Annotated in this window: 19 protein-coding genes; 9 read left to right on the top strand and 10 right to left on the bottom strand. The window is 71.7% G+C overall.

Translation table 11 applies throughout. The features are described from left to right. Positions 1 to 98 precede the first annotated feature (98 nt). Both VGK78_RS09290 and VGK78_RS09285 read left to right on the top strand, forming a co-directional pair. The gene (locus tag VGK78_RS09290) at positions 99 to 1,112 is read left to right on the top strand and encodes a hypothetical protein (RefSeq protein ID WP_331527336.1); all 1,014 of its coding nucleotides are present in this window, start codon (positions 99 to 101) and stop codon (positions 1,110 to 1,112) included. 5 nt (positions 1,113 to 1,117) lie between these two features. Beyond that, complete coding sequence (locus tag VGK78_RS09285; protein ID WP_331527335.1) at positions 1,118 to 2,716, top strand: D-aminoacylase; 1,599 nt, start codon at positions 1,118 to 1,120, stop codon at positions 2,714 to 2,716. A gap of 4 nt (positions 2,717 to 2,720) precedes the next feature. Here the strand turns inward: VGK78_RS09285 and VGK78_RS09280 are convergent, their stop codons facing one another. Beyond that, positions 2,721 to 3,335 carry a hypothetical protein gene (locus VGK78_RS09280; RefSeq protein WP_331527334.1) on the bottom strand — a complete coding sequence of 205 codons (615 nt, stop codon included), beginning with the start codon at positions 3,333 to 3,335 and terminating at the stop codon, positions 2,721 to 2,723. A 216-nt stretch (positions 3,336 to 3,551) separates the two neighbouring features. Here VGK78_RS09280 and VGK78_RS09275 point away from each other — a divergent pair, with 216 nt between their 5' ends. Next, on the top strand, positions 3,552 to 4,322 hold the full coding sequence (locus VGK78_RS09275) for a hypothetical protein (protein WP_331527333.1): 771 nt from the start codon (positions 3,552 to 3,554) through the stop codon (positions 4,320 to 4,322). A 7-nt stretch (positions 4,323 to 4,329) separates the two neighbouring features. Continuing rightward, on the top strand, positions 4,330 to 5,031 hold the full coding sequence (locus VGK78_RS09270; protein ID WP_331527332.1) for a class F sortase: 702 nt from the start codon (positions 4,330 to 4,332) through the stop codon (positions 5,029 to 5,031). On the opposite strand, the gene VGK78_RS09265 is transcribed toward VGK78_RS09270, so the two are convergent. Further along, positions 5,006 to 6,979 carry an aconitate hydratase gene (locus tag VGK78_RS09265; RefSeq protein ID WP_331527331.1) on the bottom strand — a complete coding sequence of 658 codons (1,974 nt, stop codon included), beginning with the start codon at positions 6,977 to 6,979 and terminating at the stop codon, positions 5,006 to 5,008. The genes VGK78_RS09270 and VGK78_RS09265 overlap by 26 nt on opposite strands. A gap of 63 nt (positions 6,980 to 7,042) precedes the next feature. Here VGK78_RS09265 and VGK78_RS09260 point away from each other — a divergent pair, with 63 nt between their 5' ends. Then, the gene (locus VGK78_RS09260) at positions 7,043 to 7,717 is read left to right on the top strand and encodes an HAD family hydrolase (RefSeq protein ID WP_331527330.1); all 675 of its coding nucleotides are present in this window, start codon (positions 7,043 to 7,045) and stop codon (positions 7,715 to 7,717) included. A 5-nt stretch (positions 7,718 to 7,722) separates the two neighbouring features. Here VGK78_RS09260 and VGK78_RS09255 read toward each other — a convergent pair whose 3' ends face one another. Then, on the bottom strand, positions 7,723 to 9,675 hold the full coding sequence (locus VGK78_RS09255) for a SpoIIE family protein phosphatase (RefSeq protein WP_331527329.1): 1,953 nt from the start codon (positions 9,673 to 9,675) through the stop codon (positions 7,723 to 7,725). Between the two features lie 284 nt (positions 9,676 to 9,959). Here VGK78_RS09255 and VGK78_RS09250 point away from each other — a divergent pair, with 284 nt between their 5' ends. Then, complete coding sequence (locus VGK78_RS09250) at positions 9,960 to 10,790, top strand: sigma-70 family RNA polymerase sigma factor (RefSeq protein WP_331527328.1); 831 nt, start codon at positions 9,960 to 9,962, stop codon at positions 10,788 to 10,790. A gap of 200 nt (positions 10,791 to 10,990) precedes the next feature. Further along, entirely contained in the window at positions 10,991 to 11,785 is a 795-nt protein-coding gene (locus VGK78_RS09245; protein ID WP_331527327.1) for a GAF and ANTAR domain-containing protein, read from the top strand. Positions 11,786 to 12,025: 240 nt separating this feature from the next. Here VGK78_RS09245 and VGK78_RS09240 read toward each other — a convergent pair whose 3' ends face one another. Next, positions 12,026 to 12,982, bottom strand: coding sequence for a TIGR03557 family F420-dependent LLM class oxidoreductase (locus VGK78_RS09240; protein ID WP_331527326.1), 957 nt, complete (start codon positions 12,980 to 12,982; stop codon positions 12,026 to 12,028). Between the two features lie 143 nt (positions 12,983 to 13,125). Between VGK78_RS09240 and VGK78_RS09235 the strand changes: the two genes are divergently transcribed. Both VGK78_RS09235 and VGK78_RS09230 read left to right on the top strand, forming a co-directional pair. Then, complete coding sequence (locus VGK78_RS09235; protein WP_331527325.1) at positions 13,126 to 13,350, top strand: DUF7218 family protein; 225 nt, start codon at positions 13,126 to 13,128, stop codon at positions 13,348 to 13,350. Between the two features lie 67 nt (positions 13,351 to 13,417). Then, positions 13,418 to 14,254 carry a DUF1206 domain-containing protein gene (locus VGK78_RS09230; protein WP_331527324.1) on the top strand — a complete coding sequence of 279 codons (837 nt, stop codon included), beginning with the start codon at positions 13,418 to 13,420 and terminating at the stop codon, positions 14,252 to 14,254. A 19-nt stretch (positions 14,255 to 14,273) separates the two neighbouring features. Here VGK78_RS09230 and VGK78_RS09225 read toward each other — a convergent pair whose 3' ends face one another. The 6 genes from VGK78_RS09225 to VGK78_RS09200 are packed head-to-tail and all read right to left on the bottom strand — an operon-like array spanning position 14,274 to position 16,752. Continuing rightward, positions 14,274 to 14,579: a gas vesicle protein K gene (locus VGK78_RS09225; RefSeq protein ID WP_331527323.1), complete on the bottom strand. Its 306-nt coding sequence runs from the start codon at positions 14,577 to 14,579 to the stop codon at positions 14,274 to 14,276. Further along, positions 14,576 to 14,785: a gas vesicle protein gene (locus VGK78_RS09220; RefSeq protein ID WP_331527322.1), complete on the bottom strand. Its 210-nt coding sequence runs from the start codon at positions 14,783 to 14,785 to the stop codon at positions 14,576 to 14,578. Before VGK78_RS09220 ends, VGK78_RS09225 begins: the two co-directional genes overlap by 4 nt. Then, complete coding sequence (locus VGK78_RS09215) at positions 14,782 to 15,537, bottom strand: GvpL/GvpF family gas vesicle protein (protein WP_331527321.1); 756 nt, start codon at positions 15,535 to 15,537, stop codon at positions 14,782 to 14,784. The genes VGK78_RS09220 and VGK78_RS09215 overlap by 4 nt, the downstream gene beginning before the upstream one ends. After that, positions 15,530 to 15,865, bottom strand: a complete 336-nt coding sequence (locus VGK78_RS09210; RefSeq protein WP_331527320.1) for a gas vesicle protein — start codon at positions 15,863 to 15,865, stop codon at positions 15,530 to 15,532. Before VGK78_RS09210 ends, VGK78_RS09215 begins: the two co-directional genes overlap by 8 nt. A 19-nt stretch (positions 15,866 to 15,884) precedes the next feature. Further along, positions 15,885 to 16,508, bottom strand: coding sequence for a gas vesicle protein (locus VGK78_RS09205; RefSeq protein ID WP_331527319.1), 624 nt, complete (start codon positions 16,506 to 16,508; stop codon positions 15,885 to 15,887). After that, positions 16,501 to 16,752, bottom strand: coding sequence for a gas vesicle protein GvpG (locus tag VGK78_RS09200; protein ID WP_331527318.1), 252 nt, complete (start codon positions 16,750 to 16,752; stop codon positions 16,501 to 16,503). Before VGK78_RS09200 ends, VGK78_RS09205 begins: the two co-directional genes overlap by 8 nt. Position 16,753: the final 1 nt, after the last annotated feature.

Genomic DNA, 16,753 nt, shown 5'->3' with positions numbered 1-16,753 from the left:
GACGACGCCGGACGACCCGGCGAGCGTAGCCGGAGACGGGGACGTTGCCGGGCCGAACGACGTGATAGTCCTGGGACCACCACGTCGGAAGGAAACACATGACGGACTCCGCGGTGCAGGTCGCCCACGTCGGGCTCGGTGCGATCGGTCGCGAGGTGGTGCGGCTCGTGCTCAGGCGGGCCGACCTCCGGCTGGTGGCGGCCTGCGACATCAGCCCGGAGCTCGTCGGTACGACGATCGGCTCGGCGCTGGGCGAGTCGACCGACGGTGCCGACGTGACGATCGTGACGAGCCTCGCGGAGGTCCCGGCGACGGACGACCTGGTCGTCACCCACACGACGTCCTCGTCGCTGGCCCGCTGCCTGCCCGAGCTGCTCGCAGCCGTCGAGGCCGGTGCACACGTGGTGTCCTCGTGCGAGGAGCTCTCCTACCCCTGGGTACAGGCTCCCGAGGAGGCCGCCCGCCTCGACGCCGCGGCCAAGGAGGCGGGTGTCTCGGTGGTCGGCACCGGGGTGAACCCCGGCTTCGCGATGGACTACCTCCCGGTCGTGCTCTCGGGGGCGACCAAGCAGGTCGACTCGGTGAAGGTCCACCGGGTGCAGGACGCCGGAGAGCGCCGGAAGCCGCTGCAGGCCAAGGTAGGGGCAGGCATCACCGCCGACGAGTTCGACCGCCGGGTCTCGGACGGCGGTATGGGGCACGTCGGGCTGACCGAGTCGGCGCAGGCGGTCGCAGCCGCGCTCGGCTGGGACGCCTCCGACACCACCGAGACCATCCAGCCGGTGATCGCCGCCACGGCCACGGCCTCGGCGTTCGGGACCATCGAGCCGGGACGCATCGCCGGCATCGACCAGGTCGCGGTGGTCCGGGTCGACGGCGTCGAGCGGGTCCGGCTCCACCTGCAGATGGCGGTCGGGATCGGTCCGTCGCAGGACGACATCTGGCTCACCGGCGACCCTGACCTCCACCTCACCGTCCCCGGCGGACTGCACGGCGACCTCGTCACGGCCGCGGCCCTGGTGAACACCATCGGCAGCATCCGCCACGCCGAGCCGGGGCTCCGGGTGATGAGCGAGCTCCGCCCGCCCCGCCCGGCACCCACCCGGGGCTGAGCGGCGTGGTGTACGACCTGGTCGTGCGCGGCGGGCGCGTGCTCGACGGGCGCGGATCCGAGCCGAGGGTCACCGACGTGGCGATCTCCGGCGACCGGGTGGTGGCGGTCGGCGACCTCCCGCCCGACGAGCCGGCGGCGACCGTGCTCGACGCGGCGGGGCTGGTGGTCTGTCCCGGCTTCGTCAACCCGCTCTCCCACTCCTACTACTCGGTGCTCGAGGACGGGACGTCGCTGGGCGAGCTGGTGCAGGGCGTCACCACGCAGATCTTCGGCGAGGGCGAGTCGATGGGTCCGGTGCCGGTGGCGGGCCGGGAGGCGCAGCAGCGCGAGGCTGCGACGTACGGCGTGGAGGTGACGTGGACGCGGCTCTCGGAGTACCTCGACACCGTCGAGCGCGCCGGCTGCACGCAGAACGTCGCGTCACTGGTCGGGGCGGAGACGATGCGCATCCACGGTGTCGGGTACGACGACCGCCCGGCCACCGATGCCGAGCTCGACACGATGCGCGGGCTCGTCGCCGAGGAGATGGCCGACGGTGCGCTGGGCATCGGGTCGTCGTTGATCTACGCACCGGGGAGCTACGCGGGCACCGAGGAGCTGGTTGCGCTGTGTGAGGTCGCGGGGCGGTACGGCGGCACCTACGCGTCGCACGTCCGCGACGAGGGGTCCGGGCTTCTCCCGGCGATCGACGAGCTCCTGGAGATCGTGCGCAGATCCGGGGTCCACGGTGAGATGTGGCACCTCAAGGCGGCCGGGCAGCCGCAGTGGCCGCTCATGGAGCACGCCCTCGCCAAGCTCCAGGGCGCGCGCGACGACGGCGTCCGGATCGGAGCCGACGTGTACCCCTACACCCGCAGCGGCACCGGGCTCGCCTCGACCATCCCGCCGAGGTGGCACGAGGGAGGGGCCGACGCTCTCTACGATCGCCTCGCCGACGACGCGGCTCGACGCGAGATCCGCGCCGACATGGTGGCGCTCGGGCGGTACGGCGACACCCCGAGCGCCGACGACGTGCTCCTGCTCCGGTTGCGCCATCCCGACAACGCGCGGTGGCAGGGTCACACCCTGGCCGAGATCGCCGCCGACCGCGGTCAGGACCCGGTCGACACGGCCCTCGACGTGGTCGCGACCGAGCGGACGTCGGTGTTCACGGCGTTCCGCTCGATGAGCGAGGACAACCTGCGCCGGCAGCTCGCCGTGGCGTGGGTCGGCGTCTGCTCCGATGCCGCGTCGATCGCCCCGGCCGGCCGCAGCCTCGACTCCCCCACCCACCCGCGCGCGTACGGGTCGTTCGCGCGCGTCCTCGGCCACTACACGCGCGAGCTCGGCGTGCTGACGCTGCCCGACGCCGTACGCCGGATGACGTCGCTGCCGGCCGAGACCTTCGGCCTCACCGACCGCGGCGTCCTCGAGCCCGGGTACGCCGCCGACCTCGTCGTCCTCGACCCGGACACGGTGGCCGACCGGGCCACGTTCGCCGAGCCCCATCAGCTGTCGGTCGGCGTCCGGGACGTGGTCGTGAACGGCGTGCTCGCGCTCCGCGACGGCGAGCCGACCGGCGCCCGTCCCGGGCGCCGGCTGCGGCGGGGACGGTCGGCGTGACCGGTCACTCGGACCAGCAGGCGATCACCGCAGCGGCGACGCCGTAGGCGACGTCCTGGCGGCTCGTCCCGGCCGGGAGAGCGGACGAGCCGAGCCGGCTGGCGTCCACCCACAGCGTCTTGTGGTCCTTGAGGAAGACCACGTCACCGCGTGCCGTCTCGAACGCCGGGAACCCGAAGGACTCGACGCCACGGATCCGGGTCGCGCCGGGCAGCCGGGTCCGGAGCCGGGCGAAGGACTCGCGACCGGCCGCGGCCGCGGCGAGGTCCCTGACCGACAGCCGCAGGGCGCCGGATCGCAGCTGGTAGGTGCACGTGAACAGAGGCGGCTGCCACGCGTGCAGCCCCACCGGCGCGCGGTCCAGCCCGAGGGTGCGCCGCACCGCGTCACGGGTCTCGGAGCCGCAGATCATCGCGGCGGCCGACGAGGGGCCGGCGCCGGAGCCGTCCGACCCCATCGAGGGGGCCATCCCCGGCATCGCGGAGCCGCTCATCGTGCGGCCGTCCGGCATGACGTGGGTCGCGGCCGGCTCGGACGAGCGCGACGACCCGCACGCGGCCAGAACGATCGGGAGCACGGCGGCGGCGGCCGCGAGGACGGCGATGAGGCGGCGGTTCACAGTTCTCCTTCCGGGACGCCGGGGCGATGGCGGTGGCGGTGTCCCGTCAGGGGTTCGGCACGGCTCGGCTTCCGGCTTGGCCCGCTCGCTCTCGACCCGCTCCGGCAGCCCTCTCCGAGCCGGACCAAACCGCAACCCGTGTGGCCGACGAACCCCCGGACAACAGAGCCCGGCGGGACCGAAACCCTCGGGCGCCGGAACGGAGAGAGGAAGACGATGCAGAAGGCACTTCGCGTACTGGCTCCGCTGGCCGCGCTGACGGCCGGTGCAGCGGCGCCGCTGGCGTTCGCCGCGGGTCCCGCCGTGGCCGACTCGGGCACGTCGTACCAGGCGACGCTGAACCCGCTCAACCACCAGTCGGGGTCGGGGATGCTGACGCTGACCCTGAACGGCGACACGGGGACGATCAGCGAGAGCTGGTCCGGCCTGGCGGGGCAGTTCAACGGTGCGCCGTACCCGCACGTCCAGCACATCCACATCGGCGCGTCGGGCGTCTGCCCGGGACCGTCGGCCGACAAGAACGGTGACGGCGTGATCAGCACCACCGAGGGTGGGCCGGCGTACGGCGCCATCGGCACCACGCTCTCCACCTCGGGAGACACCTCGCCCGCAGCCGGCACGAACATCAAGATCGCTCCCGCCGGACCGAGCACGGACTACCACCGGACGATCCAGTTGGACCCGAAGGTCATGGCGTCGTTGCAGAACGACACCGCGGTGATCGTCGTCCACGGTGACGACCCGTCGACGCTGAGCGCCCAGGCACAGAAGGAGAAGAGCGACCTGGTCAAGAGCCTGCCGCTCGCCGCGACCTCGCCGGCCTTGTGCGGCGCGCTGCACGCGATGCCGGCCGGCGGCGTGGCCACGGGGTCGGGCTCCACCGGCGGGATGGAGGACTCCGGCCTGCTCGCCCTGGCGGGCGCACTGTTCGTGGCCGGAGCGGGCACCGCGATCTACACGGTGCGCCGCACGTCGGGAAGGGCCTGACCGACCGATGACGACATCCGGCTGGTCACCCGGCCGCAGGAGCCTGCTGGCTCTGGGCCTTGCAGCCGTGGTGGCCGCCGTCGTCCTCGTCGTCGTCGTGGTGCGCGCACAGGTGAGTGCGCCGCAGCCCCGGCCCGCCGGGCGGATCGACCCGCCCGGCGGCACGGCGACGCCGCACCAGAACGACAGCCGTGGTCAGAAGACCCGGCCCGAGCGAGGACCGCTGGGACCTTCGCGCCCGGTGTCACTCACCATCCCGGCGATCGGCGTGCACACCCCGGTCAACCCGATCGGGCTGGCGCCTGACGGCTCCCTCGCCGTCCCCCAGCCCGGACCTCACCTGAACGAGGCCGCCTGGTTCGAGAACTCCCCCACGCCGGGCCAGCCAGGACCGTCGATCATCGAGGGTCACGTCGACAGCACCGCGGGTCCGTCGGTCTTCTTCCGGCTCGGCGACATCGCGCCCGGCGACGCCGTCGTCGTACACCGTGCCGACCGGCGCACGTTGACCTTCCGCGTCGACGCGGTCCGCGACTTCAGGAAGACCGAGTTCCCGACGACCCTCGTCTACGGCAGCCGGCACCTCTCGCAGCCCTCCCTCCGGCTGATCACGTGCAGCGACTTCGACCCCGCCATCCGGCACCACGTGGGCAACGAGGTCGTCTTCGCCCACCTGCTCCGGGTCAGCGGTCGCGCAGCCAGGGGATGAGCCCGCCGGCCAGCAGGACCTCGACCTGACGCGGCGAAAGCCGGTGACGCACGGCGTACTCGGTGCCTTGCGTGGTGTTCCGCACGGTGAGCTGTTCGACGTCACCGGTCAACGCGTCGTGCACGCCGTCCAGCGAGAGCACGTCGTCCACCTCGATCGCGTCGTAGTCGGCCTCGTCCAGCTCGAGCGGGAGGATCCCGAAGTTGACCAGGTTCTGCCAGTGGATCCGCGCGAACGACTGAGCGAGGACCATCCGCAGGCCGAGGTAGCGCGGGGCGATCGCGGCGTGCTCCCGGGACGATCCCTGGCCGTAGTTCGAGCCGCCGACGATCACGTGCCCCGTGTCGTCGCGGGAGTCCAGGGCCTTGCGCGGATAGTCGCCGTCGACGTCGCGGAACGCGAACTCGGCGAGCTTCGGGATGTTGCTGCGGTAGGGCAGCGCCTCCGCGCCGGCCGGCATGATCGTGTCGGTGGAGATGTCGTCGCCGACCTTCACCAGCACCGGCGCCTCCACCTGGTCGGGGTACGCCGTGAGCTCGGGCAGGTCGCCGATGTTCGCGCCCTTGACCAGCTCGACCTCCGCCGCTTCGTCGGCGGACAGGGGCTCCTCGAGCATCGCCGCGTTGACACTCGACTCCGCCGGCAGGTCGAGGATCGGGTGCTCCAGGCCGAGTCGCTCCGGAAGTGTGCGCGGGTCGGTGATGACGCCGGTGAGCGCCGATGCGGCCGCGGTCTCGGGCGAGCACAGGTACACGTGGTCGTCGGCGGTGCCTGAGCGGCCCGGGAAGTTGCGTGGCATCGTGCGCAGGCTGTTGCCGTGGCTGGTCGGTGACTGGCCCATGCCGATGCAGCCGAGGCAGCCGGACTGGTGCAGCCGGGCGCCGGCCGCGATCAGGTCGAGCGTCGCCCCCATCTTCGTGAGGTCCTGCAGGATCTGACGTGACGTGGGGTTGACGTCGAACGAGACGGAGGGGTCCGTCTGCCGACCCCGCACGATCGCAGCGGCGATCGCGAAGTCCCGCAGGCCGGGGTTCGCCGACGAGCCGATCACCACCTGCTCGATCTCGGTGCCCGCCACCTCCGGGACCGGCACGACGTTGCCCGGTGACCTGGGCTTCGCCACCATCGGCTCGACCGCGGCCAGGTCGATCGCCTCGTGCACGTCGTACTCGGCATCCTCGTCGGCGACCAGCTCGACGTAGTCGTCCCCGCGCTGCTCCGACCGCAGGAACTCCCGCACTCTCTCGTCGGACGGGAAGACGGTGCTGGTGGCGCCGAGCTCGGCACCCATGTTGGCGATCACGTGCCGGTCCATCGCGGTCAACGTGTCGACGCCGGGCCCGTAGTACTCCACGACCCGGTTGACGCCGCCCTTCACGCCGTGCCGGCGCAGCATCTCCAGGATCACGTCCTTGGCGCTGACCCACGGCCGCAGCTCGTTGGTCAGCCTGACCCCCCACACCTCGGGCATCCGCAGGTAGACCGGCTCGCCGGCGATGGCGCGCGCCACCTCGATCCCGCCCAGGCCGATAGCCAGCATCCCCAGCGACCCGGCGGCCGGCGTGTGGCTGTCGCTGCCGACCAGGGTCTTGCCCGGCACGCCGAAACGCTGCATGTGGGTCGGGTGCGAGACGCCGTTGCCGGCCTTGGAGTACCACAGCCCGAACCGCCGGCAGGCCGACCGCAGGAACTCGTGATCCTCCGCGTTGCGGCTGCCCGACTGCAGCAGGTTGTGGTCGACGTACTGGACCGACACCTCGGTCCGGGCGCGGTCGAGGCCCATCGCCTCCAGCTCGAGCATCACCATCGTGCCGGTGGCGTCCTGGGTCAGGGTCTGGTCGATCCGGAGCGCAATCTCTGCACCCGGGGTCATCTCGCCCTCGACCAGGTGCGCCCCGATCAGCCGGCCGGTGACGGTGCGGGCAACGGTGCTGGTGCTGGTCGTCACCGGGGGCCCGTACCCGTACGCCGACCGTGCATCCGTGGGCGCGCGCCCGGGTACTCGTGCGGCATGACCTCCTTCCCGCGCCACGTCGACACGGTCGTGCTCGACGTCGACGGCACCCTCGTCGACTCCAACTACCACCACACGCTCGCCTGGTGGCAGTCGTTCCACGAGCAGGGCCGGCAGGTCCAGGCCTGGCGCATCCACCGGGCGATCGGCATGGGTGGGGACCGGCTCGTCGCGGCCGTCGCCGGCGACGAGGCGGAGCGGGAGGTGGGCGACGCCGTACGCGACGGGTGGGAGCAGCACTACGACAAGCACCTCGACGACATCGTCCCCTTCCCCGGTGCCCGGGAGCTGCTCGCCGAGCTCGACGACCGGGGCTTCCGGGTCGCGCTTGCCAGCTCCGGGATCCCCCGTCACACCGAGCACGCGAAGGAGGTGCTGGAGGCGGGCGGCCGGGTCGGCACGACGACCACCAGCGAGGACGCCGGCGAGTCCAAGCCCCACCCCGAGCTGATCGAGGTCGCCCTGGACCGGGTCGACGCGACGCACGCCGTGCTCGTCGGAGACTCCGTCTGGGACGTCCGCTCGGCGTCGAACGCCGGCCTGCCGGTGATCGCGCTCCTCTGCGGCGGGTTCGGCCGGGCCGAGCTCGAGGAGGAGGGAGCCACCGTCGTGCTCGAGGACCTGCAGGAGCTCCGGCGCAGGCTCGACGAGCTGGTCCGCGCGATGAGCTGAGGCTTTCAGCCCAGCGCGGCGCGGTAGGGCAGGTGCACGAGGTCCAGGACCCGTTGCGCCGGCGACGCCGGAGATGCGACGAAGGTCAGCTCCGGTGCCTGCTCACGCGCGTCCGTGAGCACCTGGACCCCCGCACTGGACAGCACCGACACGTGCGACAGGTCGACCACGACCGCCCCCGATCGCGACGTCGTGGCGACAACGAGGGCACGCTCCAGGGACCGGGCGCTGAACACGTCGACGGCTCCGGTGACGGTCACCACGTCACGTGGCCCGTCGTCGGCCGTGCCGGGACGACGGCCGGTGGTCACCGCGAAGTCGTGGGTTCGCCTGGGGACGGTGGTTGCGGGGCGTCCGACCGCCGAGGCCAGGTTGGCGGTCCGCAGGAGCCGGAGGGTGAACGTGACCGTGGTGCCATGGTCGTCGGCTCCGTGGACGACCTGCAGGGAGTCGACCAGGGTGCGGGTCGTCGACAGGCCGCGTCCCCCGTACGTCGAGCTCTCGTCCGGCTCGCGCCACCGGCCGTCATCGGCGACCCGCACGGTCAGCACGCCGTCCTCGCCGAGCCGCGCGTGCACCCGAAGGCCGCCCGCCGCGGGTGACCCCTCGGCGTACGCGTGGAGGACGACGTTGGTGACCAGCTCTCCCACCGCGTGCTGGACGACCAGGCCCGACGCGAGGTCCAGGTGCAGCGGGGTCAGCCACGCCTCGACCCTCTCGCGGGCGACGCGGACGGAGTCCTCGACGGCCGGCAGGCGCAGCAGCAGGTCGTCGCGCGGCGTCTCGAGCAGGCGCGCCGAGAGCACCGTGACGTCGTCGCGGATCCCGGTGGCGCGCGACAGCTGCTCGGTGGTCGTGGACGAGACGAGCTCGGCGATCGGGACCCCGGCCGGGTTCGGCGCGTGCCCGGTGAACGCCTCGAAGGCCACGCGCGCGAGGTCGGCGGCCGCCCTGGCGGGGGCGACGCCGGGACGCTCGAGGATGCCGTCGGTGTAGATGACCAGCAGGTCACCGCGGGCCAGGCTGGCGGTGTGCGCCTCGAAGGTGTCGCCGTACCCGAGTACTCCCGCGCCGCTCGAGTCGAGGAACCTCGGGCCATCGGGGGACACCAGCAGGGGTGGCGGGTGACCGGCCGTGACGTAGGAGAGCCCGCCGGTCGCGGGGTCGAGGACCGCCAGGCACACCGTGGTCGCGCGCGCCTCCGGCAGCCGCCGGGCGAAGCGGTCGAGCTCGGTCAGGGCCGACTCCGGATCGGAGTCGCGCAGCAGCAACGTCACGAGGGCCGAGCGGAGCTGCCCCATCACGGCCGACGCCTCGATGCCGTGGCCGACCACGTCACCGGCGATCAGGGCCACCCGTCCGTCCTGCAGGGCCACCGCGTCGAACCAGTCGCCACCAGCGGCGGCCCCCTCTTCGGCGAGGATGTAGGACCCGCCGATGTCGACCTGCGGCAGCACGGGCAGCCCGGGAGGCAGCATCGCGTCCTGGATGGCCAGCACGGTCTCTTGGGCGTCCGCCAGCTCGCTGGCCGCACGTTTCTGCTGCTCCACGGCCTCGTCCCGGGCGCGCACCAACGCGGTCACGTCGGTGCCGCGACCGATGACGCCCACGATGCGCCCGTCGCCGCCGGTCCACGGTGAGACCCCGAAGTCCAGGAAGATCTCGGCCGGCTCCCCCGCGCCGCGGTCGACCACCAGTCGCCACTCGTGCCCGTCCTCGGCCTCTCCCGTGCGGAAGCAGCGCTCGTACAGGTCGAAGATCTGCTGGCCCTCCAGCTCGGCCCACGCGACGGTCAACGGCACCCCGATCAGGTCCTTGCCGGGCACCAGCCGACGCATGGCCTGGTTGACCCCGACGATGTGGAGGTCCTGGCCCCGGGCCACCAGCATCAGGTCGGGGTTCTGCTCGAACCCGGCCACCGCTGCCGAGACGTCGTTCTGCGGTGGATCAGCGGCCACGGCGCCCCGGTACCCGCAAACCGGCCCTTCGTCCCTGGAACGGCGGAGGTTTTGGACCCCGGCGCGCCTCGCGGTGTCACGGAGGCCGACCCGGATTATCTCGTGACACGATCCACCCCCAGGGGTGTCGCGGTCTTCAACACCCCGGGGTAACGTGCTTGTCAGGCACTTGGAGAAGCAGTGGTGCCTGCGGACTCGGTATCCGCGCTGAAGCCATCGGCCAATTCCCCGTCCAGGCTGCTGAAGACCACGGCAGACCCGCATCGATGCGAACAGGACTCGCCGTGGCTCCCACCTTCTCCGCTCCCCCCGTCTCGTCGTCTCGGAACCGCGCTCGCGAACGCGCCGACCGTGCCGAACGCACCCACCTGCTCCTGACTGAGATCGACGACGCGACCGACGCCGAGAAGGACCAGCTGATCGCGCAGCTCATCGACGTCAACATGCCGGTCGCGGAGTCCATCGCAGCGCGGTACCGCCGACGCGGGATTCCAGACGAGGATCTCGAACAGGTGGCCTACCTCGCGCTCGTCCGAGTCGCGCACAACTACGACCACGCCCGTGGACACGACTTCCTCTCCTACGCCGTCCCGTCGATCCGGGGCGAGGTACGCCGGTACTTCCGCGACCAGGGCTGGATGGTGCGGCCTCCCCGTGGCATCCAGGAGATGCAAGGGCGCATCGCCGCCGTCGAGTCCGAGCTCTCCACCAGGCTCGGCCATCCGCCGAGCGCGGACGAGCTGGCCGAGGAGTTCGACGAGCCGGTGTCTGACGTGGAGGAGGCGATGGCAGCCAACGGCTGCTTCACGCCGACCTCGCTCGACCAGGTGCCGTCGTCCGACACGTCGACGATCGCCGACCAGCTCGGCGAACCGGACACCGGCATCGACGCCGCCGAGGCACGTGTCGTCCTCACTCCCGTAGTGCGCCGGCTGACCGAGCGGGAGCGCAAGATCCTGGACATGCGCTTCTTCGCCCAGTGCACGCAGCAGGAGATCGCCGACGAGATCGGGGTCACCCAGATGCAGGTCTCACGCCTGCTCAGCTCGCTGCTACGACGACTGCGGACGGAGCTGGAGTCAGGGGCGGCGACACCCGCGGAGGATTCTCGGTAGCGGTTCCGGGTGGCCACACCTGGTCGCTCGGTGGCCGAACGATCCGCCGAACACACCCCTACGGGTGTGCCCTCGGAGGTTCCTCGCGACACGTGCTGACCTGGCGTTTCGCATCCGGGGGATCACCCCCATAATGAGCGCTGCGACCGAGCTCCAGAAGGCGGGCTCCCGGGTCGCATCCGGTCGACTATCTGGGAGCAATGGACATCGACTTCAACCGACTCCTCGCGGATGCAGCGCGGGAGTTGGCACAAGAGCCTTCGGCCGTCACCACCTTGGAACGCGTCGTCGAGCTGTGCACCGACGAGGTGCCGGGCTGTGACGACGCCAGCATCTCGGTGGCCGAGGACGGCGAGATCCGCACCGTTGCGGCGACCGACGATTCACTACTCGCCCTGGACCGGCTCCAGGTCATCCTCGGCGAGGGCCCGTGCCTCGAGGCGGTCCGGAGCCGTGAGGCAGTGGTCTCGAACGATCTGTTCGGTGACACGCGGTGGCCCGCCTGGAGTCCTCGCGTCGTCGAGGAGGCCGGGCTCCGGTCGCTGATGAGCTTCTGCCTCTACTCCAGCGGAGAGTCCGCCGGCACCCTCATCCTCTACTCGCGCAAGGACGACGGCTTCGACCCCGAGGACCTGCTCGAGGCGCAGGTGCTCGCGGCCCAGGCCGCGGTCGCGCTGGCCACGAACCTCAAGGAGCGACAGCTCCACCAGGCCCTGGAGACCCGCACCGTCATCGGTCAGGCGACCGGCATCCTGATCGAGCGGTTCGGCCTCACCCCCGACCAGGCGTTCGCCGTGATGAGGCGGGTCTCGCAGCACCACAACATCAAGCTCCACGTCCTCGCCGAGCACCTGGTGCAGACCGGCGTGCTGCTCGACCCCAGCCGGCCGGGGGAACCCCGCCGGCAGGCGGACGGCGTCGGAGGCGTCGATGGCTTCCCTGTCGACGGCGTACCTCACCGCTCGACACCGGCGGAGGACGTCACGCAGGGGTAGGGCGGCCCGCCGGCCGTGCGGTCTGCAGCCGACAGGCCTACCGCCACCCGCGTCACGCACCGTGGGCGCGGCTCGACTCCTGGTACCCGACGCAGTGGCGGGCATGTCCCCAGCACCGGACTCGAAGATCCGACGCACCACGTACGTCGGAACTTCGAGCTTGTCGTCACGGTGCGTGACGGGTCGCTCTCGACCCGGGCCCCTCTCGACCCGGGCCCCTCTCGGCCCGGGTCGCGACGATCACGGCGTCGCCTGCACCTCCGGGAGGATGTGCTCGCCGTAGAAGGAGATCATCTCTCGGTAGTGCGGGCCCATGTTCGCGACGTACAGCTCGTCGTATCCCGCGTCGCGGTACTTCGCCACCTGTTCGAGATGCGTCGCGGGGTCCGGGCCGGCGACCACTGACTCGCGCGTGGCCTCGAGGGTGACGAGCTGGCTGGCCTGCTCGAAGTGCTCCGGGGTCGGCAGCACCTGGGCGAGCTCCCCGGGGAGGCCGGCGTTCGACCAGAGCCGATGGGCGTGGCCCCACCCCTCCTCGGCGGTCGGCGCGAACGCCACCTTCGCGCCCGCGTGGGCGGGCTTGCCGCCTGAGCCGTCCTTGAACCGCCGCACGAGGTCGACGTCCGGGGCGGTGTTGATGTAGCCGTCGCCGATCCGGGCCGCGACGTCGACGGCCTTGGGGCCGAAGCCGGAGACGAAGATCTCGGGCGTCTGCTCGGGAAGGTTGTAGATGCGGGCGTGGTCGACCTGGAAGTGCTTGCCGTCCCAGGAGACGACGCGTCCGGTCCACAGCTCGCGGATCAGGGCGACGGCCTCCTCGAGGATCTCGAGCCGTCGCTCCACGGTCGGCCAGGGGCCGCCGAGGATGTGCTCGTTGAGGGCCTCGCCGCTCCCGACGCCCAGGGTGAAGCGGCCGCCGAGCAGCTCCCCGGCGGTGGCAGCCGCCTGGGCGATCACGGCCGGGTGGATGCGCACGGTGGGACAGGTGACCGCCGTGGTGACCGGGAGCGAGCAGACCTGGCTGATCGAGCCGATCACGCTCCAGACGAACGGGCTGTTGCCCTGCTCGTCGTTCCACGGGTGGTAGTGGTCGCTGATCCACAGCGCGTGGAAGCCCGCGTCCTCGGCGGCGGCGGCCTGCTCGAGCAGCTCCGCCGGCGCGTACTCCTCCGTGGACAGGAAGTAACCGATCCTCATGGTCCGGCCGTACCCGGGGCGTCGCCCACGCATGAGCCCCCACACGAGCCCCCACACGAGCCCCCACGCGTACGACGAGTCGGGGCGGGTACGGAGCGGGTGTCCGACCAAGGTGGCCGCAGGACCACGAGGAGGCACCGCAGATGCCGAGCAAGTCCGCGAACGTCAAGAACGAGAAGCAGTACGAGAAGCTCAAGGACAAGGGGATGTCCAAGGAGCGTGCGGCGCGCATCTCCAACAGCGAGGGCGCGTCCAGCCGCGGCGGCAAGAAGAGCGGCTCCGGCGGCAACAGCTCCCAGGGCGGCACCACCGCGCAGAAGAAGAAGGCAGGTCGCAAGGGCGGCAAGGCCGCGAGCAAGAAGAGCTGACGAGGGTGCGGCCGAACGTCCCGACCTGCTCGCCGGAGAGGGCGGCGGCCCCGCTCGGCCCACCGGAGTGAACGCGTCCCGCGTGCACGTCTCGGCGCGGACCGTCGAGCGAACCGCACGCCGCAGCACCACCTTCGACGCGTTGGTCCGAGCCGGGCTGGTGGGCTACGGTCTGCTCCACCTGGTGATCGGCGCGGCGACGGTCAGCCTGGTCGTGGGCCACGACCGGACCACCAGCCGGGGCGCGCTGGATCGCCTCGCCGCACAGACCTACGGCGTGCCTCTCCTGCTCGGTCTGGCGGCCGGCTTCGCCGTCCTGACGTTCTGGCAGACGATCGCGGCACTCGTCGGCTACCGGCATCTCTCCGGCCGCCGACGGCAGGTGATGCGCTTCGGCGCCGCCTGTCGGGTGGTCACCTACGGGTACCTCGCGTTCTCGACCGCCCACCTGGCGCTCGCCGGACGGAGCAGCGGCTCCTCACCTCGGCAGACGTCGGCGGGCCTGCTCGCCGAGCCGGTCGGCCGCGTGCTGCTCGGGGCCGGTGGCCTCGTGGCGGCCGGCGTCGGCATCGGGCTGGCGATCTTCGGCCTGCGTCGCGAGTTCGTCGACCAGCTGGACGAGGAGGCGCGCACCTCGTCGCGGCGGCTGCCGATCGTGCTCGTCGGTCAGGTGGGATACGTCGCGAAGGGCCTGGCCTTCCTGATCATCGGCGTCCTGATCTGCTGGGCGGCGGTCGGGGACAACCCCCGCAAGGCCGGCGGTCTGGACCAGTCGCTCGCACACCTGATCCAGGTTCCGCTCGGAGCCGTGGCGGTGGTCGCGATCGGCGCCGGGATCGCGTGCTTCGGCTTCTACCTCTTCGCGCGCGCCCGGCACCTGGCGCCGCGGACGCTCACCTCCTGAGCGCTCGTCGCGGCACCGGTCAGTCGCCGAGCAGACTTCCGAGGGGCCCGAGATCGAGGTTGAGGTCCTCCTGCGACAGCCCGAACCTGTCCCGCAGGTCGCGCATGGCGTCGGCCAGGTGCATGAGAGCGGTGCCCAGGGCCTCGACCTGATCGTCGCTCAGGCTCCCCTCGTCCAGCCGTCGCAGCGCCTGCTTCTCCATCAGCTGACGCACCAGCTCCACGATCGTGAGCACCAGCCGCATCAGGTCGCGCTGCACGGTCTCCGGGTCGGTCTCGAGCCGCTGGGGCAGGGTGCGGACGGTCGTCAACGGATCCTCGGTCATCTCTGCTCCTCCTCCCGCACTGTCCGGATCAGCGCCCGCAGCCGGATCTCCACGAGATCGACCCCGGCCAGCGAGATCAGCACGTCGCCCGACAGGACCACCCCGGTGCCGAGGAGCCGATCGAGCAGGTCCACCAGCGCGATCGGCTGCGTCTCACGCGACCCGGAGCGGCCCTCGGCCCGGGCGGAGAGCTGGGTCGCCGTCACTGCTCCTCCAGCATCGCGAAGGAGTACGGCGGCCACGGCCCTCGGGCGTCGATGAGCACCTCCCGGTAGTCGCCGGTGAGGTCGCCCAGCCGTGCGCTGAACGCGTCGGACAGATCCCGCGGCACGAGGTAGGCCGCGTTGTGGACCATCGTCCCGGAGTGGCCGGTGAGCCGTGGGTCCTGGGGTGGCAGTCGGCGGCTCGCCGCCGCGAGCCCCACCAACGACCGGTGCACCTGCTCGGCGACCTCGTCGGCGTCACGCCGCTCGGTCTGCTGGGCTGCCTGCTCCTCCTGGCGGCGCCGCAGGTACTCGGCCCCGGAGCTGGGCGGCTCCTCCGGCACGGGCTCCTCGTGGTCTCGGGTCAGGACCTTGACGCTCCACTCCTCGTGCCCCTCGACCCGGTCGAGCACGGCCGCGATCCGATCGTGCTGCTCGCCCAGGCGACGTCGTACTCCGTCGTCGTCGCGGAAGATCGTCGCCAGCCGCATCGGTGCGGTCGGCGCGACGGCGGCCGCCGCCTGCACGACCGCGTCGTGACCGCGGGCGGCCATCTCGAGCCAGTCGAGGCGCTCCAGGTTGCATCGCAGGCCCTCCTCGCCGAACTCGTCGAGGTCCACCGAGCTGACCAGTCCGACCAGCCCGTCGGACTCGACACCCTCCACGAGCCCGTCGCCGAGTCCCAGCAGTCCGTCGAGCTCGTCCACGTCGAGTCCGCGGCACACGGCGTACAGGTAGCGGCCCTGCTCAGCCACGGGACTCCAGCTCCTCGACCCGCTGGCGGAGCTCCTCGTTCTCCTCGGCGAGGCCGCGCTCCCGGACGGTGAGCATCGGGTCGTGCCGCCACCAGTCGATGCCCATCTCCTCGGCCTTGTCGACCGACACCACGAGCAGCCGGATCTTCACCGTCAGCAGCTCGATGTCCAGCAGGTTCACCCGGATGTCACCGGCGATGATGATGCCCTTGTCGAGGACCCGCTCCAGGATGTCGGCGAGGCTGGCCGGCTCGGGCCTGTTGGCGTACCCGGTCGGTGCGTAGGCGCCGCGCGACACCGGTGTGTCGTCCGTGCTCCGTTCGCTCATCTCACTCGCCTCACTGGTGTCAGTCGTCGTTCGGTGAGCCGCGGAGGTAGCGGCGTACCCGCCGGCACCCCTGCAGCTCGCCGTCGTCGTCCAACGTGACCTGGTACGTCCCCAGCACGTCGGTCGTGCTCGGGATTCGCTCGAGCTCGAGGACCTCGACGTCGACAGTCCAGCCGTCGTCGGTCCGCTCGAGACCCGTCACCGACTCGGCCGACTTGCCGGTGAGGCCGATCACGGCCTCGAACGCTGCGCCGGCGACGCGGTTCCCGAGGCCGCCGCGCCCGTCGGAGGAGCGCTCGCGTCGCGAGGGCGCCTCGGCCCTCGGGGCGGTCCGCCTCGAGGACGAGGTCTTCTCGGCGTTCGAGCTGTGGTCGTTCGAGTCGTTCGAGCTCTGGTCATTCGACTTCTGAGGGCTCTGCTTCCTCGCGGGCTTCTTGGTCGGGGACCTCTTCGATGTCGACCTCGTGGTCGGCGACCTCTTCGCCGTCGACTTCTGGGCCGTCGACTTCTGCGCCGTCGACTTCTGGGCCGACGACTTCTGGGCCGACGACTTCTTCGTCGAGGACTTCTTCGCCGACGTCGTGGCCGACGACTTCTTGGCCGACCTCGTGGCCGGCGACTTCTTGGCTGTGGAATCAGCCATGACGCTCCCTTCGGATCTGCCCGGCGACGATCAGGCGATCGATCAGCTGGTCCTCCCAGGCCGTCGCCTCCTCATCGGTGAGCTCGCCGGCCGCACGCAGCCGGTCCACCTCGTCGAGCTCGGCCCGGATCTTGGCGGGGTCGTAGAACTCGTCCTCGGCGCGTCGGCGGACCTGCTCGGCGACGGCGACGACGCCCCGCAGCGGTGCGACGGGGAGGGTCAACAGACCGGTGAGCAGTCCCATG

Origin of the sequence: Nocardioides sp. (assembly GCF_036503465.1) — a bacterium.
Taxonomy (GTDB): Bacteria; Actinomycetota; Actinomycetes; order Propionibacteriales; family Nocardioidaceae; genus Nocardioides.
This window is presented reverse-complemented; position numbering and strand designations above follow the sequence as displayed.

Excerpts from the sequence above, each read along its gene's own strand:
- VGK78_RS09290 (WP_331527336.1), top strand. The coding sequence starts at position 99 with ATGACGGACTCCGCGGTGCAGGTCGCCCACGTCGGGCTCGGTGCGATC.
- VGK78_RS09275 (WP_331527333.1), top strand. The coding sequence starts at position 3,552 with ATGCAGAAGGCACTTCGCGTACTGGCTCCGCTGGCCGCGCTGACGGCC.
- VGK78_RS09270 (WP_331527332.1), top strand. The coding sequence starts at position 4,330 with ATGACGACATCCGGCTGGTCACCCGGCCGCAGGAGCCTGCTGGCTCTG.
- VGK78_RS09260 (WP_331527330.1), top strand. The coding sequence starts at position 7,043 with ATGACCTCCTTCCCGCGCCACGTCGACACGGTCGTGCTCGACGTCGAC.
- VGK78_RS09245 (WP_331527327.1), top strand. The coding sequence starts at position 10,991 with ATGGACATCGACTTCAACCGACTCCTCGCGGATGCAGCGCGGGAGTTG.
- VGK78_RS09240 (WP_331527326.1), bottom strand. The coding sequence starts at position 12,982 with ATGAGGATCGGTTACTTCCTGTCCACGGAGGAGTACGCGCCGGCGGAG.
- VGK78_RS09235 (WP_331527325.1), top strand. The coding sequence starts at position 13,126 with ATGCCGAGCAAGTCCGCGAACGTCAAGAACGAGAAGCAGTACGAGAAG.
- VGK78_RS09225 (WP_331527323.1), bottom strand. The coding sequence starts at position 14,579 with ATGACCGAGGATCCGTTGACGACCGTCCGCACCCTGCCCCAGCGGCTC.
- VGK78_RS09210 (WP_331527320.1), bottom strand. The coding sequence starts at position 15,865 with ATGAGCGAACGGAGCACGGACGACACACCGGTGTCGCGCGGCGCCTAC.
- VGK78_RS09205 (WP_331527319.1), bottom strand. The coding sequence starts at position 16,508 with ATGGCTGATTCCACAGCCAAGAAGTCGCCGGCCACGAGGTCGGCCAAG.
- VGK78_RS09200 (WP_331527318.1), bottom strand. The coding sequence starts at position 16,752 with ATGGGACTGCTCACCGGTCTGTTGACCCTCCCCGTCGCACCGCTGCGG.